4 protein-coding genes are annotated in these 18208 nt (G+C 68.5%); all 4 read right to left on the bottom strand.

Going from position 1 to position 18208, the window contains the following annotated elements; translation table 11 throughout:
* Nucleotides 1-119: 119 nt before the first annotated feature.
* Genes P8A20_RS06985 through P8A20_RS06970 form a run of 4 tightly spaced genes read right to left on the bottom strand, consistent with a single transcriptional unit; the run spans nucleotide 120 to nucleotide 18134 of the window.
* Nucleotides 120-2447 (bottom strand): UvrD-helicase domain-containing protein, encoded by a 2328-nt coding sequence (locus tag P8A20_RS06985; protein ID WP_306103082.1) that lies wholly within the window; start codon nucleotides 2445-2447, stop codon nucleotides 120-122.
* A complete protein-coding gene (locus tag P8A20_RS06980; protein ID WP_306103081.1) occupies nucleotides 2447-9295 on the bottom strand; it encodes a DEAD/DEAH box helicase in 6849 nt (2282 codons plus the stop codon). The genes P8A20_RS06985 and P8A20_RS06980 overlap by 1 nt, the downstream gene beginning before the upstream one ends.
* Nucleotides 9292-14970: a hypothetical protein gene (locus P8A20_RS06975; protein ID WP_306103080.1), complete on the bottom strand. Its 5679-nt coding sequence runs from the start codon at nucleotides 14968-14970 to the stop codon at nucleotides 9292-9294. The genes P8A20_RS06980 and P8A20_RS06975 overlap by 4 nt, the downstream gene beginning before the upstream one ends.
* Nucleotides 14970-18134: an SNF2-related protein gene (locus P8A20_RS06970; RefSeq protein WP_306103079.1), complete on the bottom strand. Its 3165-nt coding sequence runs from the start codon at nucleotides 18132-18134 to the stop codon at nucleotides 14970-14972. The genes P8A20_RS06975 and P8A20_RS06970 overlap by 1 nt, the downstream gene beginning before the upstream one ends.
* Nucleotides 18135-18208 lie beyond the last annotated feature (74 nt).

Raw genomic sequence — 18208 nt, 5'->3', positions numbered from 1 at the left:
ACTGCGCCAGCGGTTGTGGCCGTCGGAGCCGGGACCGCAAACCATGGGAGATCCCTTCTTGGTGACGCCGGTCGCACCGGCAGGGCGAACCGGTGTGGACGCTGCCGACGTCTCCTTCACTATTGGGAAATATAAGGGCTCGAGGTCCCGTGCCAGCTGATGCGGAGGGTGTCTCGGGCGCGGGTGGCGGCGACGAAGAGGAGGGAGCGGGCCTTGCGTTCCTCGCGGGCGTAGCGCTGGGGGTCGGATTCGCGGTAGCGGTCGATGACTGTGGTGCGGGGGATGACGCCGTCGCGGGCGCCGACGATGGCGAGCTTCTGGTATTCGAGGCCCTTGAAGCGGTGCATGGTGCCGACGTGGACTTCGCCGTCGCCCTTGACGCCGTCCTTGGTGAGTTCGGCTACGGTGATGCCGGCCTCGGTGGCGAGGTAGTACATGACCTGGTTGACGGAGTCGCGGTCGGCGACGCAGACAGCGATGTTGCCGCGGGGGTCGCGGCGCGGGTTGTTGCCGCCGTCGCCGGAGGTGAGTTCCTCGCGCCAGGCGTGGAGGGTGGTGGCGAGTTGGGTGAGTTCGTCGTCCCAGGTGTCGCAGGGGGCGAGTTCGGGGATAGGGCCGCGAAGGACTGAGCGGTAGCCGGCGAGGGTGTCGGTGCCGTCGTCGAGGTCGTCGTAGGCGGGGGCGTTGCCCTTGGCATCGACGACCTGCATCGCGCGGGCGAGGATCTCCTTGGTGGTCCGGTAGCTGAGGGTGAGGCGGGAGGAGCGGCCGCGGATGTTGACGCCGACGGTGCCGAGGGTGACCTGCTGGTCGTAGATGCGCTGGTAGGTGTCGCCGGCGATGAACATGTCGTCGGGGCCGGGGGCGACCATGGCGCGGAGCATCTTCCAGTGAGCGGGGCGCAGATCCTGGGCCTCGTCGACGACGACGTGCTGGTAGCGGTGGGCGATGTAGCGCATGCCGGAGCTGTCGTCGCGGTGGATGAGGTCCTTGCCGCCGACCTCGTCCTTACGGTCCTGCCTGGCCTTGATCTTGGCGGCGCGTTCCATCTCGAAGCGGGCCGCGCGTTCGGCTGCCTGGCCCCAGGTTTCGCGGTTCTCCTTGTCGAGGCGGGCGGTGAACTGCTCGAGGATCTTCCAGATCTGGGCGCGTTCGGGGCGGTTGACGGACCGGCCGCGGCCTGCGCGGCGGGCCTCGAAGTACGCCTTGCGGTTGCCGAGCGACTGGCCGAGGATCACCTGTTCCCATTCCTCGTAGAGGAACTCGGGCTCCCAGCGCTTCTCGTCGAGTTCGAACAGGAGGTGCTGGAGGATGCCGATCGCGACGCTGTCGTAGATGCGCTGCTTGCCGGTGCCGCTGAGTGAGTTCTCGTTCAGGACGCGGGCCGCGAGCTTGTCGATGTTGGTGATTTCGACGCGGGCGACGAGGTCGGGTTCGAGGAGGGAGGAGAGGCGGGCGCGGAGGTCGACGGTGAGGTTGGTGGTGAAGGTGGTGAGCAGGATGGGCTTGTTGTGGCCGGGAGGGAGCTGCTGGGCCAGGTGCTTGACCCGGTGGAGGGCGACGATCGTCTTGCCGGTTCCGGGGCCGCCGGAGACCCGGGCGGGACCGTTGTAGCGGCGGTCGACGAGCTTGGCCTGGGCAGGGTGGAGGAAGACCTTCCAGGCCCGGAAGTCGCCTTCCTCCAGTACGACGCGGAGGTCGTCGTCGATGGTGGTGACGGTGGTGCGGGCCAGTGCCGCGCCGAGGTCGTCACGTTCGGTGTCGGCGAGTTCGACCTCGACGGGGGCCGTGATCTCGCGCCGGACCTCGTCGATGGACATCCCGGCGGCCAGGCCGTAGAGGATGTCCTTGGTCAGGAGCGGGGCGCCGGAGACCAGCTGGTCGAGCTCGCCGCTCTCGGTGACGGCGAGTGCGAGGTCGATGAGCTGTGCCGCGACGCCGAGTGACCGCAGGTTCTCGCCGGTGATCCCGGAGAGGAGCGGTGCGGCGGGCTCTACGGCGATCGACTCGTGAACCTCCGGGGTCGGTGCCGGCTGCTGGAGCTCGGCCTCGGGCGTCGGGTCGACCGGGGTGAGGGTGACGCCGGCGCGCTGCAGCACGCTCTGCCCGACGACGGACAGGTCGACGAACTCGATCTCACCGGTGACGCGGTTGATCGCGACGGAGAGTTCTTCGTAGACGTGCTTGCGGTGGCGTACCGCGACGACGAGCCACCGTTCCTGGCCGTGCTCGTCCACGCCGGCCTTGGCGAGGAGGGCGCGGTAGGACTGGTCGATCTTGGCACGGAAGACCCGTCCGTCGCCCTTGAGGGGCTTGAGGTCGAGGCCGGGGTGGTCGGGGTTCTGCCGGAATCGGTGGCAGAAGTCGTAGAACTTTCCCTTGACCGAGCGGTCGAGCTTGTACAGCTCGTGTTCGGCCTTTTCGTACAGGCTGAGCCGGGCGGTCATCAGGAGTGGGAGCCTTCCGTGTCGGGGAGGAGTGTCAGGAGGGTGTCGAGGTGGTCGAGCCAGTCGGTGGCGGTACGTACGGTCCAGCCGTCGGCGGCGTAGGCCTCGTCGCGTTTGCGGCGCTCTTCTTCGGCTTGTGATCCGTGTGTGTCCGGCGCCACGACGACGGCGATCTTGATTTGGGAGTCGTCCCAGGCGAAGTCCGTCTGCCAGCCGCGTTCGCCCAGTTCGTAACCGAAGACAGGCGCCTTCTTGCCCTTGGCGGCGATCTTCTTGGCCAGCCGGGTGAGGTCGGATTCCGGTTCGTCCTCTTCCAGGAGCTCGAGGATGTCCTCGTCCCAGGTCCGGTCCCGCAGGACGCCGGCGACCATCTTCTCCAGGGAGGTCTCTTCCGTCGATTCGGCGTCGGCCGCATCGGCGAGTACCGCGGTGCGGCTGTCCGCCACAGAACTCACCTCGTCGGCAGCCGGGTTCCGCTGGACGATCAGCGATTCGAGTTCGCCGACGCCGCCGCTGATGGTGAGGACTTCCACCGGGTAGTCGGCGGCCTGGCTGCTCGCGAGCTGGATGCCATCGCCGCCGGCGAAGGCCAGGAACTGCAGCAGGTTCGACCAGTACAGCCAGGACCGCCACATCAGCTTGTGTTCGGTGGTGCCCAGGTTCTCGGTGCGGTCGTCGAGTACGGCGATGGCGCTCCAGCCCGGCTCCTGGCCGGAGGCGTCCACGGTGTAGATCAGCGGCAGCCCGTTTTCGTCCACGGCGTGCAGGACGAGGATCTCTCCGTCGCCTTCCCCGGCTTCCGGCCCCGGCTCCTGACCGCGGCCGAGGGCGGTGAGTGCGGCCCGTACGGCTTCGCGTGCCTGGCCCCCGTCGGCCTGCTGTACGAGCGGCTCCGGCATGCTCATCAGCCCGCCGACCAACGCCTTGGCCCGCCGCCCCCATGCGGTACGGGAGGGCTGGCGCAGGTAGGCGAGGAGCGTGTCGATGGGGTTGGCGAACACAGCGGCCGAGTAGTGGGCGCGGTCGCCGCCCAGCTCCTCATACCACTCCTTGGCGGTGTCCTGGCCGATGCGCCGATAAGGCGGCCACACCGGCTGCGCCTTGGCGGCGTCGCCTTTTTCGAAGAGCTCCAGGTCGTCCCAGGTGATCTGGAAGACGATGTGCCCGTCGGCCCGCAGCTGGTTGCGCTTGGTGCAGTCGGGCGCGATCCGATTGTGCTTGCGGCTCGCGTGGTACCTGTGGCCGTCGAGGTAGACGGTGACGAGTCGGCGGGGGCCGTCGGTGGATTCAAAGGTGAAGTCGGTGCGGGTGTGCTCCATGCTGCGCTGGGCGGTGAGCCGCCAGCCGGTCGAGCGTACGGAATCGGTATCGGCGGCCTCTCCCGCACTGGCCGTGGGACCGGTGAAGCGGAGGTATCCGCTGTTCGTTCCACTCTCGTCGAGTGCGGCGTCGTCCTGGTTCTCGCTCCACTTGCGCAGGGCGGCCAGGAAGCGGGCCTCTAGGTCGGACTCGACCTGCTTGTCCAGGCCGATCAGTTCGGTGGACGCCACCTTGGTGACCGCCCACCCGTCGACGGGGTTACCGTCGGCGTCGCGCAGCGGCTCGCCGTTCTCGTCGACCGGGCCGAGGAGGTCGCCGAGGATTTCCAGGGCCTCGTGGCGTGAGACGACGTCCTGGTGGCGTTCTTCGGTGTAGCGGTGCAGACAGCGGTGGCAGGCCCGCAGGCCCTCGTCCTGACAGGGGCATTCGAGGAGCGCGGCACGAGCCTTGAGGAGCATTTCCTTGAAGTCGCCGGGGTCGGTCAGCCGGTCCAGATATCCAGTGCCGCCGGGGAGCCGGTCGAAGAGCACCAGGAAGTGGCGCTTCTCGCCGGTGGCCTGGTCGGGCATCCGGGCCAGCGTGGTGTCCAGGTGCGCGGGGTCGCCGCCGAACTGGCGGTCGACGCCGAGCCGCAGTGCGGCCTTGAAGGAGTAGATCTTCTCCTCGACGAGCACGGTAGCCGCCGGCAGGAGCACCCGCAGCGCCTCGGTGTTCAACTGGTGGGCGAGGAGCACCGGCTGCTGGGGCACGGTAGCGGCCTTCTTCCCACGCCGCAGCGGGCACCACGGCTGGTGGTGCTTGACCTTCGGGTTGTGGGCGGCCGAGGAGTCCAAGGCGTCGATGGCGTGGTCGAAGACCGGCTTGCCATCGGCGCTCGCCGCCCCGCACGCGGTGCACACGTGGAACGGGGCCATGCGGACATCCTGCCCGGCGAGCTCGTCCTCGGTCTGGCTGTCGAAACGCATCGGGCCGACGTTGATGCGGCGGATTACCGCTTTGCGGCAGTAGTCGACGCCGAAGGTGTGGTGGGCGTGCCGCCAGGACGCGCCGTGCTTGATTTCCTCCCGGGGGATGTCCACCGCGTCGATGACGGTGTAGTAGCGCTGTTCCCGGTCGTCCTTATCGTCGCCGATACGGGCGTCCTCGCGCTTGTCGCGGGAGGTGACGGTCGTGGGCTCGATGACCTGGTGCAGGCAGGAACCGTCGTCCGCGATCCCGGCGCTGCCGCAGCGCGGGCATGGCGAGCGGTCGTCCTTGGCGTCCTCGGTACGGACGTAGCCGCACTCCTGGCAGAACCGCCAGGCCTTCCAGTCCGGCTGAGAGGGGCTGCCGATGTCGATGCCGGTGATCTCGTGCTTGTAGCCGTTCACGTAGAACGTGTTGCCGGGAGCGAGTTCGGACAGGGCGTAGCGCCGGGGCCGGTCGTAGGAGCGGATCTTGGAGTCGAAGCGGTCCCGGCCGGTGTTCGGATCCATACCGTCGACCCAGTACAGCGTCGCGTTGAGGGTGGTGACGGAGTCGATGAGCGCGTAGTTAGGCAGCAGTCCGAGATCACACAGGGCCTGCTGGGCGGTGATGAGCCCGAGCTTGCTCAAGCGCTTGCCGAGCGCCCGGTGTTCGGCGTCGAGTTCGGCCTTACGGTCGCGCTGTTCGTCCTCGGTGTCGTGGAGTTCGTCGCGGGCCTCCGCGATGTACCGCAGTCGCCGCCGCAGCACCTCCTCGGCGTGGAGCCACTGTCGCTCGGCCCGCTCCACCGCGCTGCGCAGCCCACGCCCGGCGAAGGCCCGCAGGTCGTCGGCGGACTGCTCGTTGACGCCGACGGGAAATAGGTCCAGGAACCCCTCGACCAGGTTCGAGGCGTCCGCGAGCGCCGCTTCGACGAGATCGGCGAGGTATCCGGACGGGCCGAAGAGGGCCGGAGCGTCCCGTACGACTGCGGGTAGCGGACGGCCGTCAGTGCGCGACAGCCGGCCCCGCGCGGCGAGGTCGAGGAGGTGTGCGAGGTACTGGCGGCGCAGGATCTCGATGGCCGACAGGTGACTGCCAGGCGGCACGATCTGCCCGGCGATCATGTCGCGCGGCTGCTCCAGGTAGTACAGGTCTCGGCGGCTGCGGTCGGGGATGGTCAGCAGGAACGCATTTCCGGTACGGCGCCCTGCCCGGCCCACCTGCTGGGCGTAGTTGGCAGCGCGCCTGGGCAGCGCGGCGAGCACGACGGCCGACAGGTCGCCGATGTCGATGCCCATTTCGAGCGTCGGCGTACAGGACAGCACGTTGGGATCCTTGAACCCGCTGCCGTCCTTGAACGCCGCCTCGACCCGCTCCCGCTCCGGCCGGGTCAGCATGCCCGTGTGCTCGGCCGTGATGACCTGGTACGTGCCCGCCTTCCGGTACAGCCTGCGGTAGTAGTCCTCGCGGTAGTTACGGTCCCGCTGGTGCTTGCCGAGCCCTTCGGGCCGGTCGCCCGCGACGAGGATGCCGGTGCGGCAGCGGTAGGACGGGCAGCGCTGCCCGTCCCACTGCGCGAGCAGGCCGGGGTGGACGGTCTGCTCCCAGAAGCAGTCCGGGCAGCGGACAAACGCCTCGTTCACCTCGGCGTCCTTCAACAGCTGTACGTCGATCGCGCCAGGCTTCAGACCGAAGACGCGCAGGCTGCTGTCGGTCGGAGTGCGCACCGAGAGCAGGCCCGCCTCGACCAGCGCGGGCAGGAGCCGCGCCCAGAACTCCGCGGCCTGCTCCCGCGGCAGCCCGAGCGTGCGCTGTGCCCACCGCTCATACCAGGAGAGACGGCCGGTCGCGAAGTCGAACTCGCTCTTCGTCTTGGGTGCGCTGAGCAGGAACACCGGGGCCGCGATGCCCTTGGGGAAGGCACGCATACCGGGAGGCCGCTTGCCCCAGATGAAGTACCGGCTGGTACCGGCCTCCGAGAGGTACCCCTCCAGCCACTTGTGACCGATCGCGCCACGGGTCCGCAGCCGCTCCAGGAAGATCCGCAGGAACCCGAGGTAGCGGGCGTCGTCCTGCTCGATGACCGGCAGCCCGCCGCCGTGCCCGTACGGCTCGGTGTGCGCGGCTTTGACCAGGGCGATCGCGGCGGCGGGGTCCTCGATGCGCACGTGGGCGGCGGCGGTGCGGGTGAGCTCCAGGGTGCGGCCGTTGCGGGAGCGGAAGCCGAACTCCATCAGCGCCTCGAACGCGAAGCGCTCGCCGATCAGCTCCCAGGTCTTCTTGTCCCCGCCTCGCCCCTGACCGGACAGGAGCCGCTTGACGCCCTTGAAGTCGTGCAGGTCGGTGGGGACGACGGCGGCAAGGGTCTCGCGGTCGGTGGTCGCCGCGACCACGTCGGCGATCAGGTCGTGCAGCGCGGTCGGCGTCTCCTCCGACAGATGCTTCTTGAACAGTGCGCGCAGGGAGAAGGTGTACGAGCGGCTGGCCACGAACCCGGCCCGGTGTGCGGCATCCTGCACCGAGTCGTTGAACATCAGGGTCTTGTCCTCACCCTGCGCCCGGTCCATCTCGCCGCCGGTGAACAGCTGGGTGACCGAGGCCGCGGCGAGGGCAGCGGCACCGGTACCGAGGAAGCGGATCGCGTTGTGCGAGCCGCAGGCCGGACACCAGTCGTCCTCTGCGGCGGTGGTCGCGGTGTCCCCGAGGTAGACGAGGACGAAGGCTGAGTCGGAGCCCGCCAACCGGGGCGCGCCGGTCTCCTGGTCGTAGTCCTCGACCGGGTCGGGCAGCCGCAGGCGGCGCTTCGGCCCGTCCAGTACACGCAACTGCCCGGCGTTGGTGGCCGCGAGGGCGGTGCTGCCCCGGCCCGCACCGCGCCCGGCCTCGTCCATCAGGGCGGCACCGGAGCCCTCCTGGGACTCCTTCTCGGTGGCCGCTATCAGGTTCCGGACACGCATCTTGTCCTGGCTGACCGAGGCACGCCGGATCTTGTGCGTGTCGACCTGTACGTCCGCGTCGTCGGTCTCCGGGGAGAACACCGCCCAGCCCGAACGGCCACAGTCACGGCAGTAGACAGCGGGCAGAAACAGGTTCGCGGCCGCGCCCGCGGTCGCCGTCGTCACCGGGGCGGTACGGGCCGGCTGCTCGCCCGAGTGGTGGGCGGAACCGGCCGAGTCCCACTGGAACTCGGCCTTGGGCCACGGCAGCACACCGCGCACGACCCGCGACACCGACCGCGCCCACTGATGCACCTCGACCTGCACGAAGGGCCGCGGCCGCTCGGGCGTGGAGGCCGGATCACGAGCCACCGAGAGCAGCGCCAAGAGCCGGGCGAGGGCGGACGCCGCCACCTCCGGCTGCCGGGTGATCGCCTGCCCCCAGGAGAACGCGCCCCGCCGCCACATCAGGTCCAGCACCTCGGGCACGGTCCGCACCTGCCCGTCCAGAGCGTGCATCACCGCCGAGGTCAGCATGTGCTTCTTCAGCAGGCCACCGAGCACGAGCGGGTCGGTCTCACGGGTGCCGGTGACGGCCTCGACGAGCGCGAGGAACTCCTCCTCGCCGAGTGAGGGGTCAGGGAGGGTGGCCAACTCGTCCGGGACCGGGATCGGCAGCATCGGATCGAAGCCGCTCGGCGGCACGAACTCGTCCACCGTCTGCCGGTGCTCCCCGACGATCGAGGACGCGTCGAACTCCGTACCGAACACCTGCGTCGCGACGTCGAGCAGCTGGCGGACCCCGTCTTGGTCCGTGCTGTCGGAGGCGAGCGTTGCCGAGGTCGCCACCGGGCAGATCCGCCCCAACGGACGGCCCTTCTCCGCCACCCCGACCGCCGAGGCGAGGCGGCGCAGAAGCATCGCGACGTCCGTGCCCTGCGCACCGTCGTAGGTGTGGAACTCGTCCACGACCACGTACCGGATGTCCGCGTCCGCCCACAGCGGGCCGTCCTGGGCCCGCTGGAGCAGAAGGTCCAGCATCTTGTAGTTCGTGATCAGGATGTCGGGCGGCGAGATCTGCATGTCCGACCGGCGCGTGTACACCCGGTCGTAGTGCGTCGCCGCCTTGTCGCCGATGTAGAGACCGGCCCTCACCTTCTTCAACGCCTCGTGTTCACACAGAAGTTCGTTGATGCGTTGGGCCTGGTCGGTGGCGAGCGCATTCATTGGGTAGAGGAGTACGGCCTTGACCCCAGCCCGGCCGACCGCCCGCTCGCGGGCGCAGTGGTCCAGTACGGGATAGAGGAACGACTCCGTCTTGCCGGAGCCGGTACCGGTCGTCACCAGCGTGGGCTTCGGCGTACGGCCGCCCGCCGAGGACAGCCGCTCGAAGGCTTTCGCCTGGTGCGCGTACGGTGTCCAGCCGTCGGTCCGACGCCAGTCCAGGTACCTGGTCCAGGACGCGTCGGCCGCGACGAACGGCGTGCGCAGGCGGTGGAACGGCCCCCGGAACATCCCGGAGTTCTCGTCCCCCAGGAACCGGTGCAGCGCCTGCCGCGCGCCCTCGTCGGTCAGCGCGTAGGTGGTGGACAGGTACTGCAGCAGGCTCTCCTTGAGTCCCTGCGCCTCGAGCGTCGGCCTCACGGCTTCGGTACCTCCTGCGTGACCGGGTCCCACTGACCGGCCTCGACGGCGGCGTCGAGACGCTTCTGGAAGTAGGCGTGGGCCTCGCGCATCTCGGTCTCGCGGTCGGCCTTGTAGAAGGGGGCGGTGTAGCCGTCGGGGACGGGGTGCTTCTCGGCCTCGGAAAGGGCGTCGTTCTTCTCGGCGGCCTGGTACTTCTCGAAGGCCTTCCAGTGGTCACTGGTCTGACCCTGACCGAAGGTGTACCGGTTCCCGGCGATCTTGCACTCGGCGGAGTCGAACCAGGTGACCGAGTCGAAGTCCTGCATGATCGGGAAGCGGGCCCGGTACATGGTGACGAGCGTGGCGGCGTCGATGCCGAGCCAGACAGCCACGAGCGCGTCGATCTCCACGAGGGCGGCCCGGCGGGCGTACTCGGTGCGGAGGGGGGTGTCGCGCTGCCAGGTAGGGGTGATGGCATGGAGATCGGTCGTCATGTTCGGCCAGGGGCGGGCCCAGGGCTCGTAGGCGGACCAGGTGGGGTCGTGGAGCTCCTGCCAGAGGTCGGCGTAGGCGGTGGTGAGGCAGTTGAGGCGGAGGGTGCGGAGGAGGAGGGCGGGGGCGAGGGGGTGGTCCCGCTGAGGGGCTGGAAGCGTCTGCGAACGAGTTTCGTGGAGATGTGAGGCATTGATCGTGCGTAGGAAGTAGTCGAGCGGAATCGATGACCACATGCCGCACGCCAATGCTGTGTCGATATTTCGAGCAGCGGCAGCGCTGCGAAGCCCACCAACATGTGCAGGGCCAGGAGACAACAGCGCGGTGTAGAGAGCTCGCTCTGTATCTGGGGCGATCTGGTTTCGCCACGCCAGCCGGTAAAAGGAGGTGTACGGCTTCGTCGCCTTGGCGACGAACGCCTTGTCTACGGAGTCATATTCGATCTCCCGCGGCAGACACTTCAGCTTCTCGGCAAGTCGTGCCCGCATCTCCTTGATCTCCTCGTCAGATCCACGCAGCCGCTCCAGCTCCGTGTGATCCAGCCAACGCTCCTGAGCCCCGCGATAAGTCGACCGGTCTGCCACCCGCCGGTACTCCGACTCAGGCACCGCGTCCAACGCCAGCTCGACATGGTTGAGCCCGAGCACCTCGCCACCGCCCTGGCTGGGCTGCTTGAAGAAGGGGTTAGCGACCCCGAGCTGGGGTCCCTTGAGGATGACATCCTCCCAAGAGTCCGCCTGGTAGTCCTCCCGGTCCTTCTGCCCCTTGTTGTAGTCGATGAGCGGCGTATCCTCGTTCGGCCCGTAGACCGACTTCTTCGCCACGCTCTCGTCGAAGCCGCGAGTGATCCGAGCGTCAAGCGCCCCGAGCCGCAGCGGATACGCGGCGAGCGCGTCGATCGCGGGGTCCTCCGCCGTACTTACCGGCGTCAGCAAGCGCGCCCGCTCGACCGGGACGTCCTGTTCGCCGGACAGCCGCTGCCACCTGCTCAAGGTGTGCGGGGTGACCCGTACGACGCGTTTCCGGTGTGCCCGCTCGTCCCAGCCGCCGTCGAACTTGACGCCTGGTGCGTCACCGCTTCCGTCGTGTGCGCCCGAGAGCCGGAACGCGTCTACGGAGAAGAGCCACGACAGGTGCTGGAAGTCGATCTCCCCGTACTCGCCGTAGATGTGCACGCCGAAGTGGCTGGACCGCCCGACCGGCGGCGGGAAGAAGCGGTTGCCCGAGTTGACGAAGTCCCCGTGCATTCGAAGTCGGCGGTACGCAGCTTCCCGCAGCGCGGCCTCCTTGTCCCCGTTGAAATGCGTGTCGGGGTGGACCATCCCAGCGCAGCCGGACCCCGCCGTATGCGCCCACACCTGGCACATGAACGCCCGGTACAGGTCCGGCTGGCTCCCTGCGATCAGCGGATATACCTGCGGCGCCGCCAAATAGTCCGCCACCGTGACCGTCGACGTCACCGCACCCAGCGCGTACGCCGCTACCTTCGGCCTCGCCAGTTCCGCCGTCCGCCGCCGATGTTTCTCCGCCGCCGGTGGCTTCTCCGTCAGCATGAACCATGGCTCGAACTCCGCGATGACGGAGTTCTCCTTCCACTCCGGCCGCACCCACGGCGGGTTCCCCACCTGAAGGTCAAACCCTCCGCCCTCGGCGAAGGCCAGCGCGAAGTCCAACTCCCAGTGCAGGAACCCTTGGTCCTCCGCGATGTCGCGTACCGCTCCCATCCAGGGGAAGCGTGCCTCCGGCTCCCACTGGTCCATGTCCATCTCTGTCTCGTCCTGGATGAGCTGCTCGTACTCGCTGAGCTCCTCCAGGGTGTTGAGGGACCCGATGAGCGATCCGGCGTCCGGGACCGGTCCACGGCCGAGCATGGCCTCCAGGAAGTCCAGCCAGTCGTCGAGGTCCTTCAGCGCGATGAGCGGCCGGCGGGCGGGTCGGGAGAGATCGGGGGAGGGCTGCTTCCTGGTCTTCACCGTCGTCTTCGACGGGCCGACCTCCTTGACCACCACGTGGACCACGCCGTCGGAGGACGCCTCGATGTCGGACATCGAGATTTGGTCGCCCTCCATAGCGAAGAGCATGGTGTTCTCCACGAAGCGGGGTGCGCTCGTAGGCATGGGCGGGGAGGGAGGCGGGGTCACCCCGATCTCAGTCTCCGATGCGGCCTCGACGGGCGGTGCCGCATCACCCAGCGGCACCACCGTCGCGGACATCGCCTCGATCAAGTCGCCGATACTCCCCGCGCCCTCACCCCCCACCACCGGCGCACCCGCATACGCGTCGTCTGTCCCGTCGAGCAGCCCTGCCTTGCCCACTGGCCAGAACCACAGCGCGCACCACGCGTCCATGACGCGCTTGAGCCGCCAGTACGGGGTTCCCGCCGCACGGAACAGGTCCGCGTACACCTTCTCCTTCGACATCCGGACGGCGGCGGCATCCGAACTATCCCCGTCGCCTTCGGACCGCCGCAGGAAGGCAAACTCCTCGTCCTTCGTATCCGCGCCCCACACGTCGATGCTGCGGGCGATCTCCCGCTCCGACAGCTCCATCCGCTTGACGACCAGCGACCACAGGAACTCCGCCCGCCGCGCCGCATCCCGCAGCCGCGTGTATTGCGAGGCCGCCTCGTCGCCGGACTTCCGGTCGAGGATCGGCTCGCCGGTCTTCTTGTTCAGCCGCCGTGCCGGCGTCTTCAGGATTCCCTTCTTCCACTCCCCGAGATCCTTCACCCCACCCTCGGCCAGCTGCACGAGCAGCTTCTTCGCGTCGCCGCTCGCACCCGTGACTGCCGCCCACCCCGGTGTCGGCAGCAGGAACTGGTGTACCGCCCCGTCCGGCAGCGGCTGCTCGGCCCCGTCCTGCAGGAACGGCAGCGGTTCCGGCGCGAGCGGCTTGGCGTTGAGCCAGGGGGCCTTGCCCTTCAGCGGGGACACGTCCCCCGCCGCGTACACGGCCCGCCGCCCGCCGATCAGCGAGTTGCCGCGCCGCAGATGCAGCCCGAACCATGGGGCCCGCATCCCGGGATGCATGGTGTTCAGCCACATCGAGACCTCGGCCAGCTCGACGCCGGTCGCGTTGAGGTCGACTCCGTAAGCGTTGTGCAGGGCGATGTACGCCTTGGCCTTCTGCTTCTCCGTCAGCGCGTCGCCCGTCGGCACGGAGACACCCAGCTCGTCCTGCCGACGCCGCAGGTACTCCTCGGCGACCTGGTTGATCGCCTCGTTGAGGAACGCCCCCGAGCCCAGCGCGGGCTCACAGATCCGGTACTTGAGGAGCTCCGAGGCGCGCGTCTTCACGACGTTTCCGTCGGCGTCCCGCTCTTGGTCGAGACGCTGCTTGAGCGCCAGCTCGACCGTGACCTTCGTCAGCGACTCGGGCGTGTAGTACGAGGCGGACGTCTCCCGGTCACGGCCCGCCAGGCGGTACACGAACCGGCCCGGCGGGTACTTCTTCGGGCCGCGCAGCCCCTTCACCGCGTCCCGGTCGCCGTACGTCACCCAGGTGTTCTCGGGATACTCCTTGAGCCGCTGCGAGGGCACCAGCCAGGAGCCCTTCGCCGGGTCGCCGCCCTTGGCGACCTCGCACAACTCCTCCTCGGCGATGATGCCGGTGTACGACATCAGCCCCTCATAGACGGCCCCGAGCTGGTTGATGCCCAGGTTGCGGTAGGAGATAAAGCCCGCTCGGCCCCCGGCCCGTTCGGCCTTCTTCAGGGTCAGCAGACGCAGCACCTCGTGCAGGGCGCTGTTGCGCGGCCGCAGGTCCAGCCAGCGCGGCTCGTTGTCCTCGTCGCTGCGCGGGTCGCGGGTCTCGTTGCCGATGAGGCGGACGGACCCACGCTCGAAGAGCTCGCTGCGCAGGGGCTCGAAGCGCAGTCCACGGTCCTCGCTCCGGTACTTCGCCTTCCGACGACGGGTGTCCTCGTCGTCGCCGGGCAGGTCGTCGTTCGGCTCGGTGCCATAGGGCCGGTAGCCGTTGTTGACCTTCTTGAAGAGGACGTCCAGCGAGGCGTGTAGATGGAATCCGTTACGAGCCGTCTCCTCGGTCAACAGCTCGTCGCGCTCAACCAGTTCACGCAGGCGCGCCATCGAGTAGCCAGCCTCGTAGGAGCCGTCGTCGGCGGGCAGGATGCCCAGTTCAGGGCGGGCCTCGGCATACAACAAGAACAAAATTCGATAGAGGTAGCGCAGCGACTCCCGGGTGAGCTGCCGGGCGAACGACAGGTCCGGGCGCTCGATGTCGCGCGGGTAGAGCCCGGAGTCCTCCAGGCGATCCAGGACCGCGTTGGCGATGATCTCGACGGACTTCTGGAGTCCTTCGCGAAGCTCCCCGGAGACGCCGACCGCGTTGTCGCGGGACGCCTTGACCAGCGCGTCGATGGCCGGCGGTTTGCCGTCCTCGGCCGGTGCTAGTACGTCGTGGCTGAACAGGCCTGCGATCGTGGCGAGTTCGCCGTGCTGGCGGCGGTCGTTGCGCTCCAGAGCGGCGTCGAGGTTTGCGGAGAGGTAGCGGCCCTCGCCCCAGGCATGCCGGTCGGCGAGGACGATGACGCCGCCGCACAGGAGCAGTACGAACCGCGGGGCCGCTCCACCCTCCTCACCTAGCTCGCTCTGAAACAACCAGGTGGCGAGCGCCTGCCCGGTCTCGTAAGTCTCACCGCTGCCCGCCCGCAGCGGGTGGAGCAGGCGGCCGTACCCGTCCGCGTCAAGTGCCGTGTCGTTGCTCGCCGACCAGCCACAGTCCAGGGCTACGATGCCGTCGCTGTGCCAGGCCACGGTCACCTCGTGCTCGCGCCCGGCGCGGTGCACAGTCAGGGTCCGTGCGGTGGGTTCCGCTGAGACGGAGGGGAAGCCGAGCGCGGCGAGTACCTGCCGGTGCCAGTCCTGAACGCGCTCGCACCACTCCTCGTCCCCGTAGGTGTTGAGGCGGGCCTCGAAGGCCGTGGCGTGCGGATACTCGTCGTCTTGCTCGTCGGCCTTGGCCTGCTCGGCGAAGAAGCCGCGGTACTTCTCCTCCAGGTACGTCGAGCGCAGTGCCCGCACCGACTCGCGCGGCGTGGGGCGCGGGTCGTGCTCGTCGCTCTCTCGGTTGGTCCAGGTGGCGAAGACCCCCTTCTTGAGGCCGTCGCCGAGCTGCTCGGCGAAGTAGAACGCGGACAGGTACTCGCCGCGGTTGGAGAAGGAGTCGAAGTCGGTACTCATCAGGCGATCGTCTCTCCGGCAACAGGCGCAGCAGATACATCGGTGACGCCAGCAGGCGTCGCGGACAGCGGTTCAAGGACACCGAGCAGGCGCAGCATCGGCGCTCCGGAGGTCCGCAGCGACCGGATCATGGACTTGCGACGGCTCGCCGTGAGGTTCACGTCCTGCTTGGCCTTCTGCGAGCGTGTGGAGGCGGCGAAGAGTGCGTCCTGCTGCCACTGGGCGACCCGCTTCTCGTACGGGGCGAGCACCGCGTCGATCGCCTCCTTGTACTCCGCCGCCCGGTCGGTGAGGAACACGGTCGCCGCGTCGACGGCCGTCGGCACCAGCGTCTGGAGCCCCTCCCGGTCGGCGGGGGTGGCGCGTCCGGGCATCTTCGGGCCGACCTTGCACGCGGTGAGGAAGGCGTCGTCGATCCGTAGAACGCGCGGGGCGGTGGGCAGGCCGACGACGGCCATCCACTCCACGACGGTAGGGCGGCCCACCGCGTTGGAGTAGATGCCCTGGACCAGATACACCGGACCGGCCAGGTCGGCCGGCAGCCGCTCGTCGAGCTTCCCTGCCGCTTCGAGATCGGGGGCGAAGGCGAGAACGAACGCCTCGTCGTGGCGCAGGGCGGCCAGGGCCTTGTCGGTCACCCAGTCCAGGACGGGATGGACGTCCGACACGTAACTGACGTTGGGCCACTGGCTCTCGGTGGTCTCCCGGGCGACCTCAAGACGCTTGGCGGCGAGCCCCTTGTCGAAGGTGAGCCGCAGCCGGCCCTCCTTCTTAGCGGTCGGCAGGATGCCCTGGTCGGTCAGGTACGACTTGGGCAGCGACTTCAGCCGGTACACCAGATCCGGCGGCGGCTCGAAGGCGATCGTGCCGTCGCCCTCACGGCGCAGCTTGAGCACGTTCTCCGGCTTGTCGGGGAAGTACGTCTGGCGCAACGCCTCGTCGAAGTAGGCCGCCGTGGAACCTGCGGCGCCGAACAGGCTCGGCACCGTGGCGACGGGCACGTCGTCGGTCGGCTTCTTGGCACCGACATTGCCCATCAGCCGGCCGAGCATCGCCTTCGCGCCGCCGCTGGACTTCTTGATGGACTCCTCGACCGTCCGTCCGGAGATCAAGTCCCGCGTCAGACGGTCCTCTTCCTCCTTTGCCCGGTAGATACCGGTGACGGCCTCCGCCGAGCCCTCGATCCGATGCGCCTCCTCCTCACGGGCCAGAAGCTTGGAGCCCACCAGGCGGTCGTCCAGATGCAGCGGTTCGCCCTTCTCATCCGTGCGCCACTCCACATCGCCGGTGAGGACCATGGCCCGGAACTGAGGGGCCTTGCTCTGTCCGTAACGGTCGATACGGCCGTTACGCTGCTCGATGCGGATCAGCGACCACGGAAGGTCGTAATGAATCAACTGGTGGCACTGCTGGTGCAGGTTGACGCCTTCGGAGGCGACATCGCCGGTGAACAGGATGCGGACCGGGTCGGTCTTCAGCCCGAACTTGGAGACGATGTCCTTCTGCTCGTCCTCGTTGCTGGCCTCGCCGTGCATGACCTGGACCGCGCCGCCGTAGGCCAGCCAAGGCTTCGACTCCGCCACGGACTCCTCAAGCTTGGTACCGGCCCGGAAACCGAGCCTGGCCGGGACAACCTCAGCGAGCCACTTCAAGGTGGGGATGCGCTCTGAGAAGACCACGACCCGCATGTCCGACCCCGGACCCACCCCGATCTCCTTCAGCTCGCGCACCAGGGCGTCGAGCTTCGCGGAGTCGTCGTCGCCGATGTCGGCGGCAAGGCGCTCCAGCTCCACGATGGCCTCGCGCTCGATCCGGCGCTCGGCCTCGCGGGCCGCCGGATCCTGCCCCCTCCTGGCCTTGAGGGGAGCCTCCAGGACCTTCCGCCGTGCCACGACCGAGTCCTGGAAAGCCCGGTGCGAGGACAGGAACGACTTCAGCAGGTTGTAGGCCACCATCGTGTCCGCGCACACCGAAGAAGCGGCCGGATCGCGCGGTGTCCACCGTGCGGCGAGCTCCTCCAGGACCGCCCGCTCCTTCGGCCCGGCCTCACAGATCACCGGCCGGGACGGGCCGCGGTCGGCCCACTTGCCTTTGAGGGAGTCACGGACCTCGCGGTCGGTCTTGGTCCGCCGGATGTACAGGTGGCCGAGGTCCTTCACGTCGTACTCCGACGTGTTCGCGATCGCCGTCTTGTCCAGCATCCGGATCAGCTCGGCGAAGGACTCCGTCGCACCGTTGTGCGGAGTCGCGGAGGCGAGGATCAGCGCGTCGGTGTGCTCGGCCAAGGCGCGGGCGAGGTCGTTGTTCTTGGTGCCGCGGTTGACCAGGTTGTGCGACTCGTCGATGACCACCGCGTCCCAGTGGGAGTTCTCCAGGTGGTGGGCGTAGACGTCACTCTTCAAGGTGTCCACGGAGATGATCGCGCGCTTGAAATACGCGAACGGGTTGCGGCCGGCCGGGATGTCGCGCTGGATGCGCTGGATACCGGTGGAGTCCAGGCGGACCAACGGGATGGAGAAGCGGGTCCACAGCTCGCGCTGGAACTGCTCCAGGACATGCGCCGGAGTGACCACCAGAATGCGCTCGCCGCGCCCGCGGCGGATGAGCTCGGCGAGCAGGATGCCAATCTCCAGGGTCTTGCCCAGCCCCACCACGTCGGCGATCAGAACCCGCGGCTGCGGATTCTCCTTGGACAAGGCCAGCTCGGCGGGGCGCAGTTGGTGGGTCTGCTGGTCCATGAGGAAGTTGTCGGCCAGCGCGAGACCGTGCTCGGTCTGCGGGAGCGCGGTCTTGCGGATGACCGCCTCCAGGTAGAGGCGGGCCTTGCGGTGGTTCGGGGAGTCGTCCGGGACCAGGAGGGTTTTCTTCGGGTCGAGGGCCTCGATGTAGTCGAGCTTGTCGTAGAAGACGGCGTCGGTCCCGCGGACGAAGGAGGAGACTCCGGTCGCCTCGACCATCCAGTCCTCGTCACCCACCGGCGTGACGGTTTTGACCAGCCATTGCTCGTCCCGGACCCGGACCTGCGCGCCTGGCGCGTACTTGGCCTGACGGGTCAGGGAGGCGGCCCCCGTGGGGCCGGGAACGCCGGAGTCCATTGCTTCATCCGCAGCGTCCTCCGTGTCGAACGCGCCCTGACCGTCACCGGTCTCCGTCACGCTGGTCACGTACCGCTCCATTCCTTCATACTGCTGTTTCGCATGCGCTCCGGAGAATCCCGGAGGTGAGTCGCCGTTGTTTT

The organism is Streptomyces sp. Alt3 (genome assembly GCF_030719215.1).
Lineage (GTDB): Bacteria > Actinomycetota > Actinomycetes > Streptomycetales > Streptomycetaceae > Streptomyces > Streptomyces glycanivorans.
This window is presented reverse-complemented; position numbering and strand designations above follow the sequence as displayed.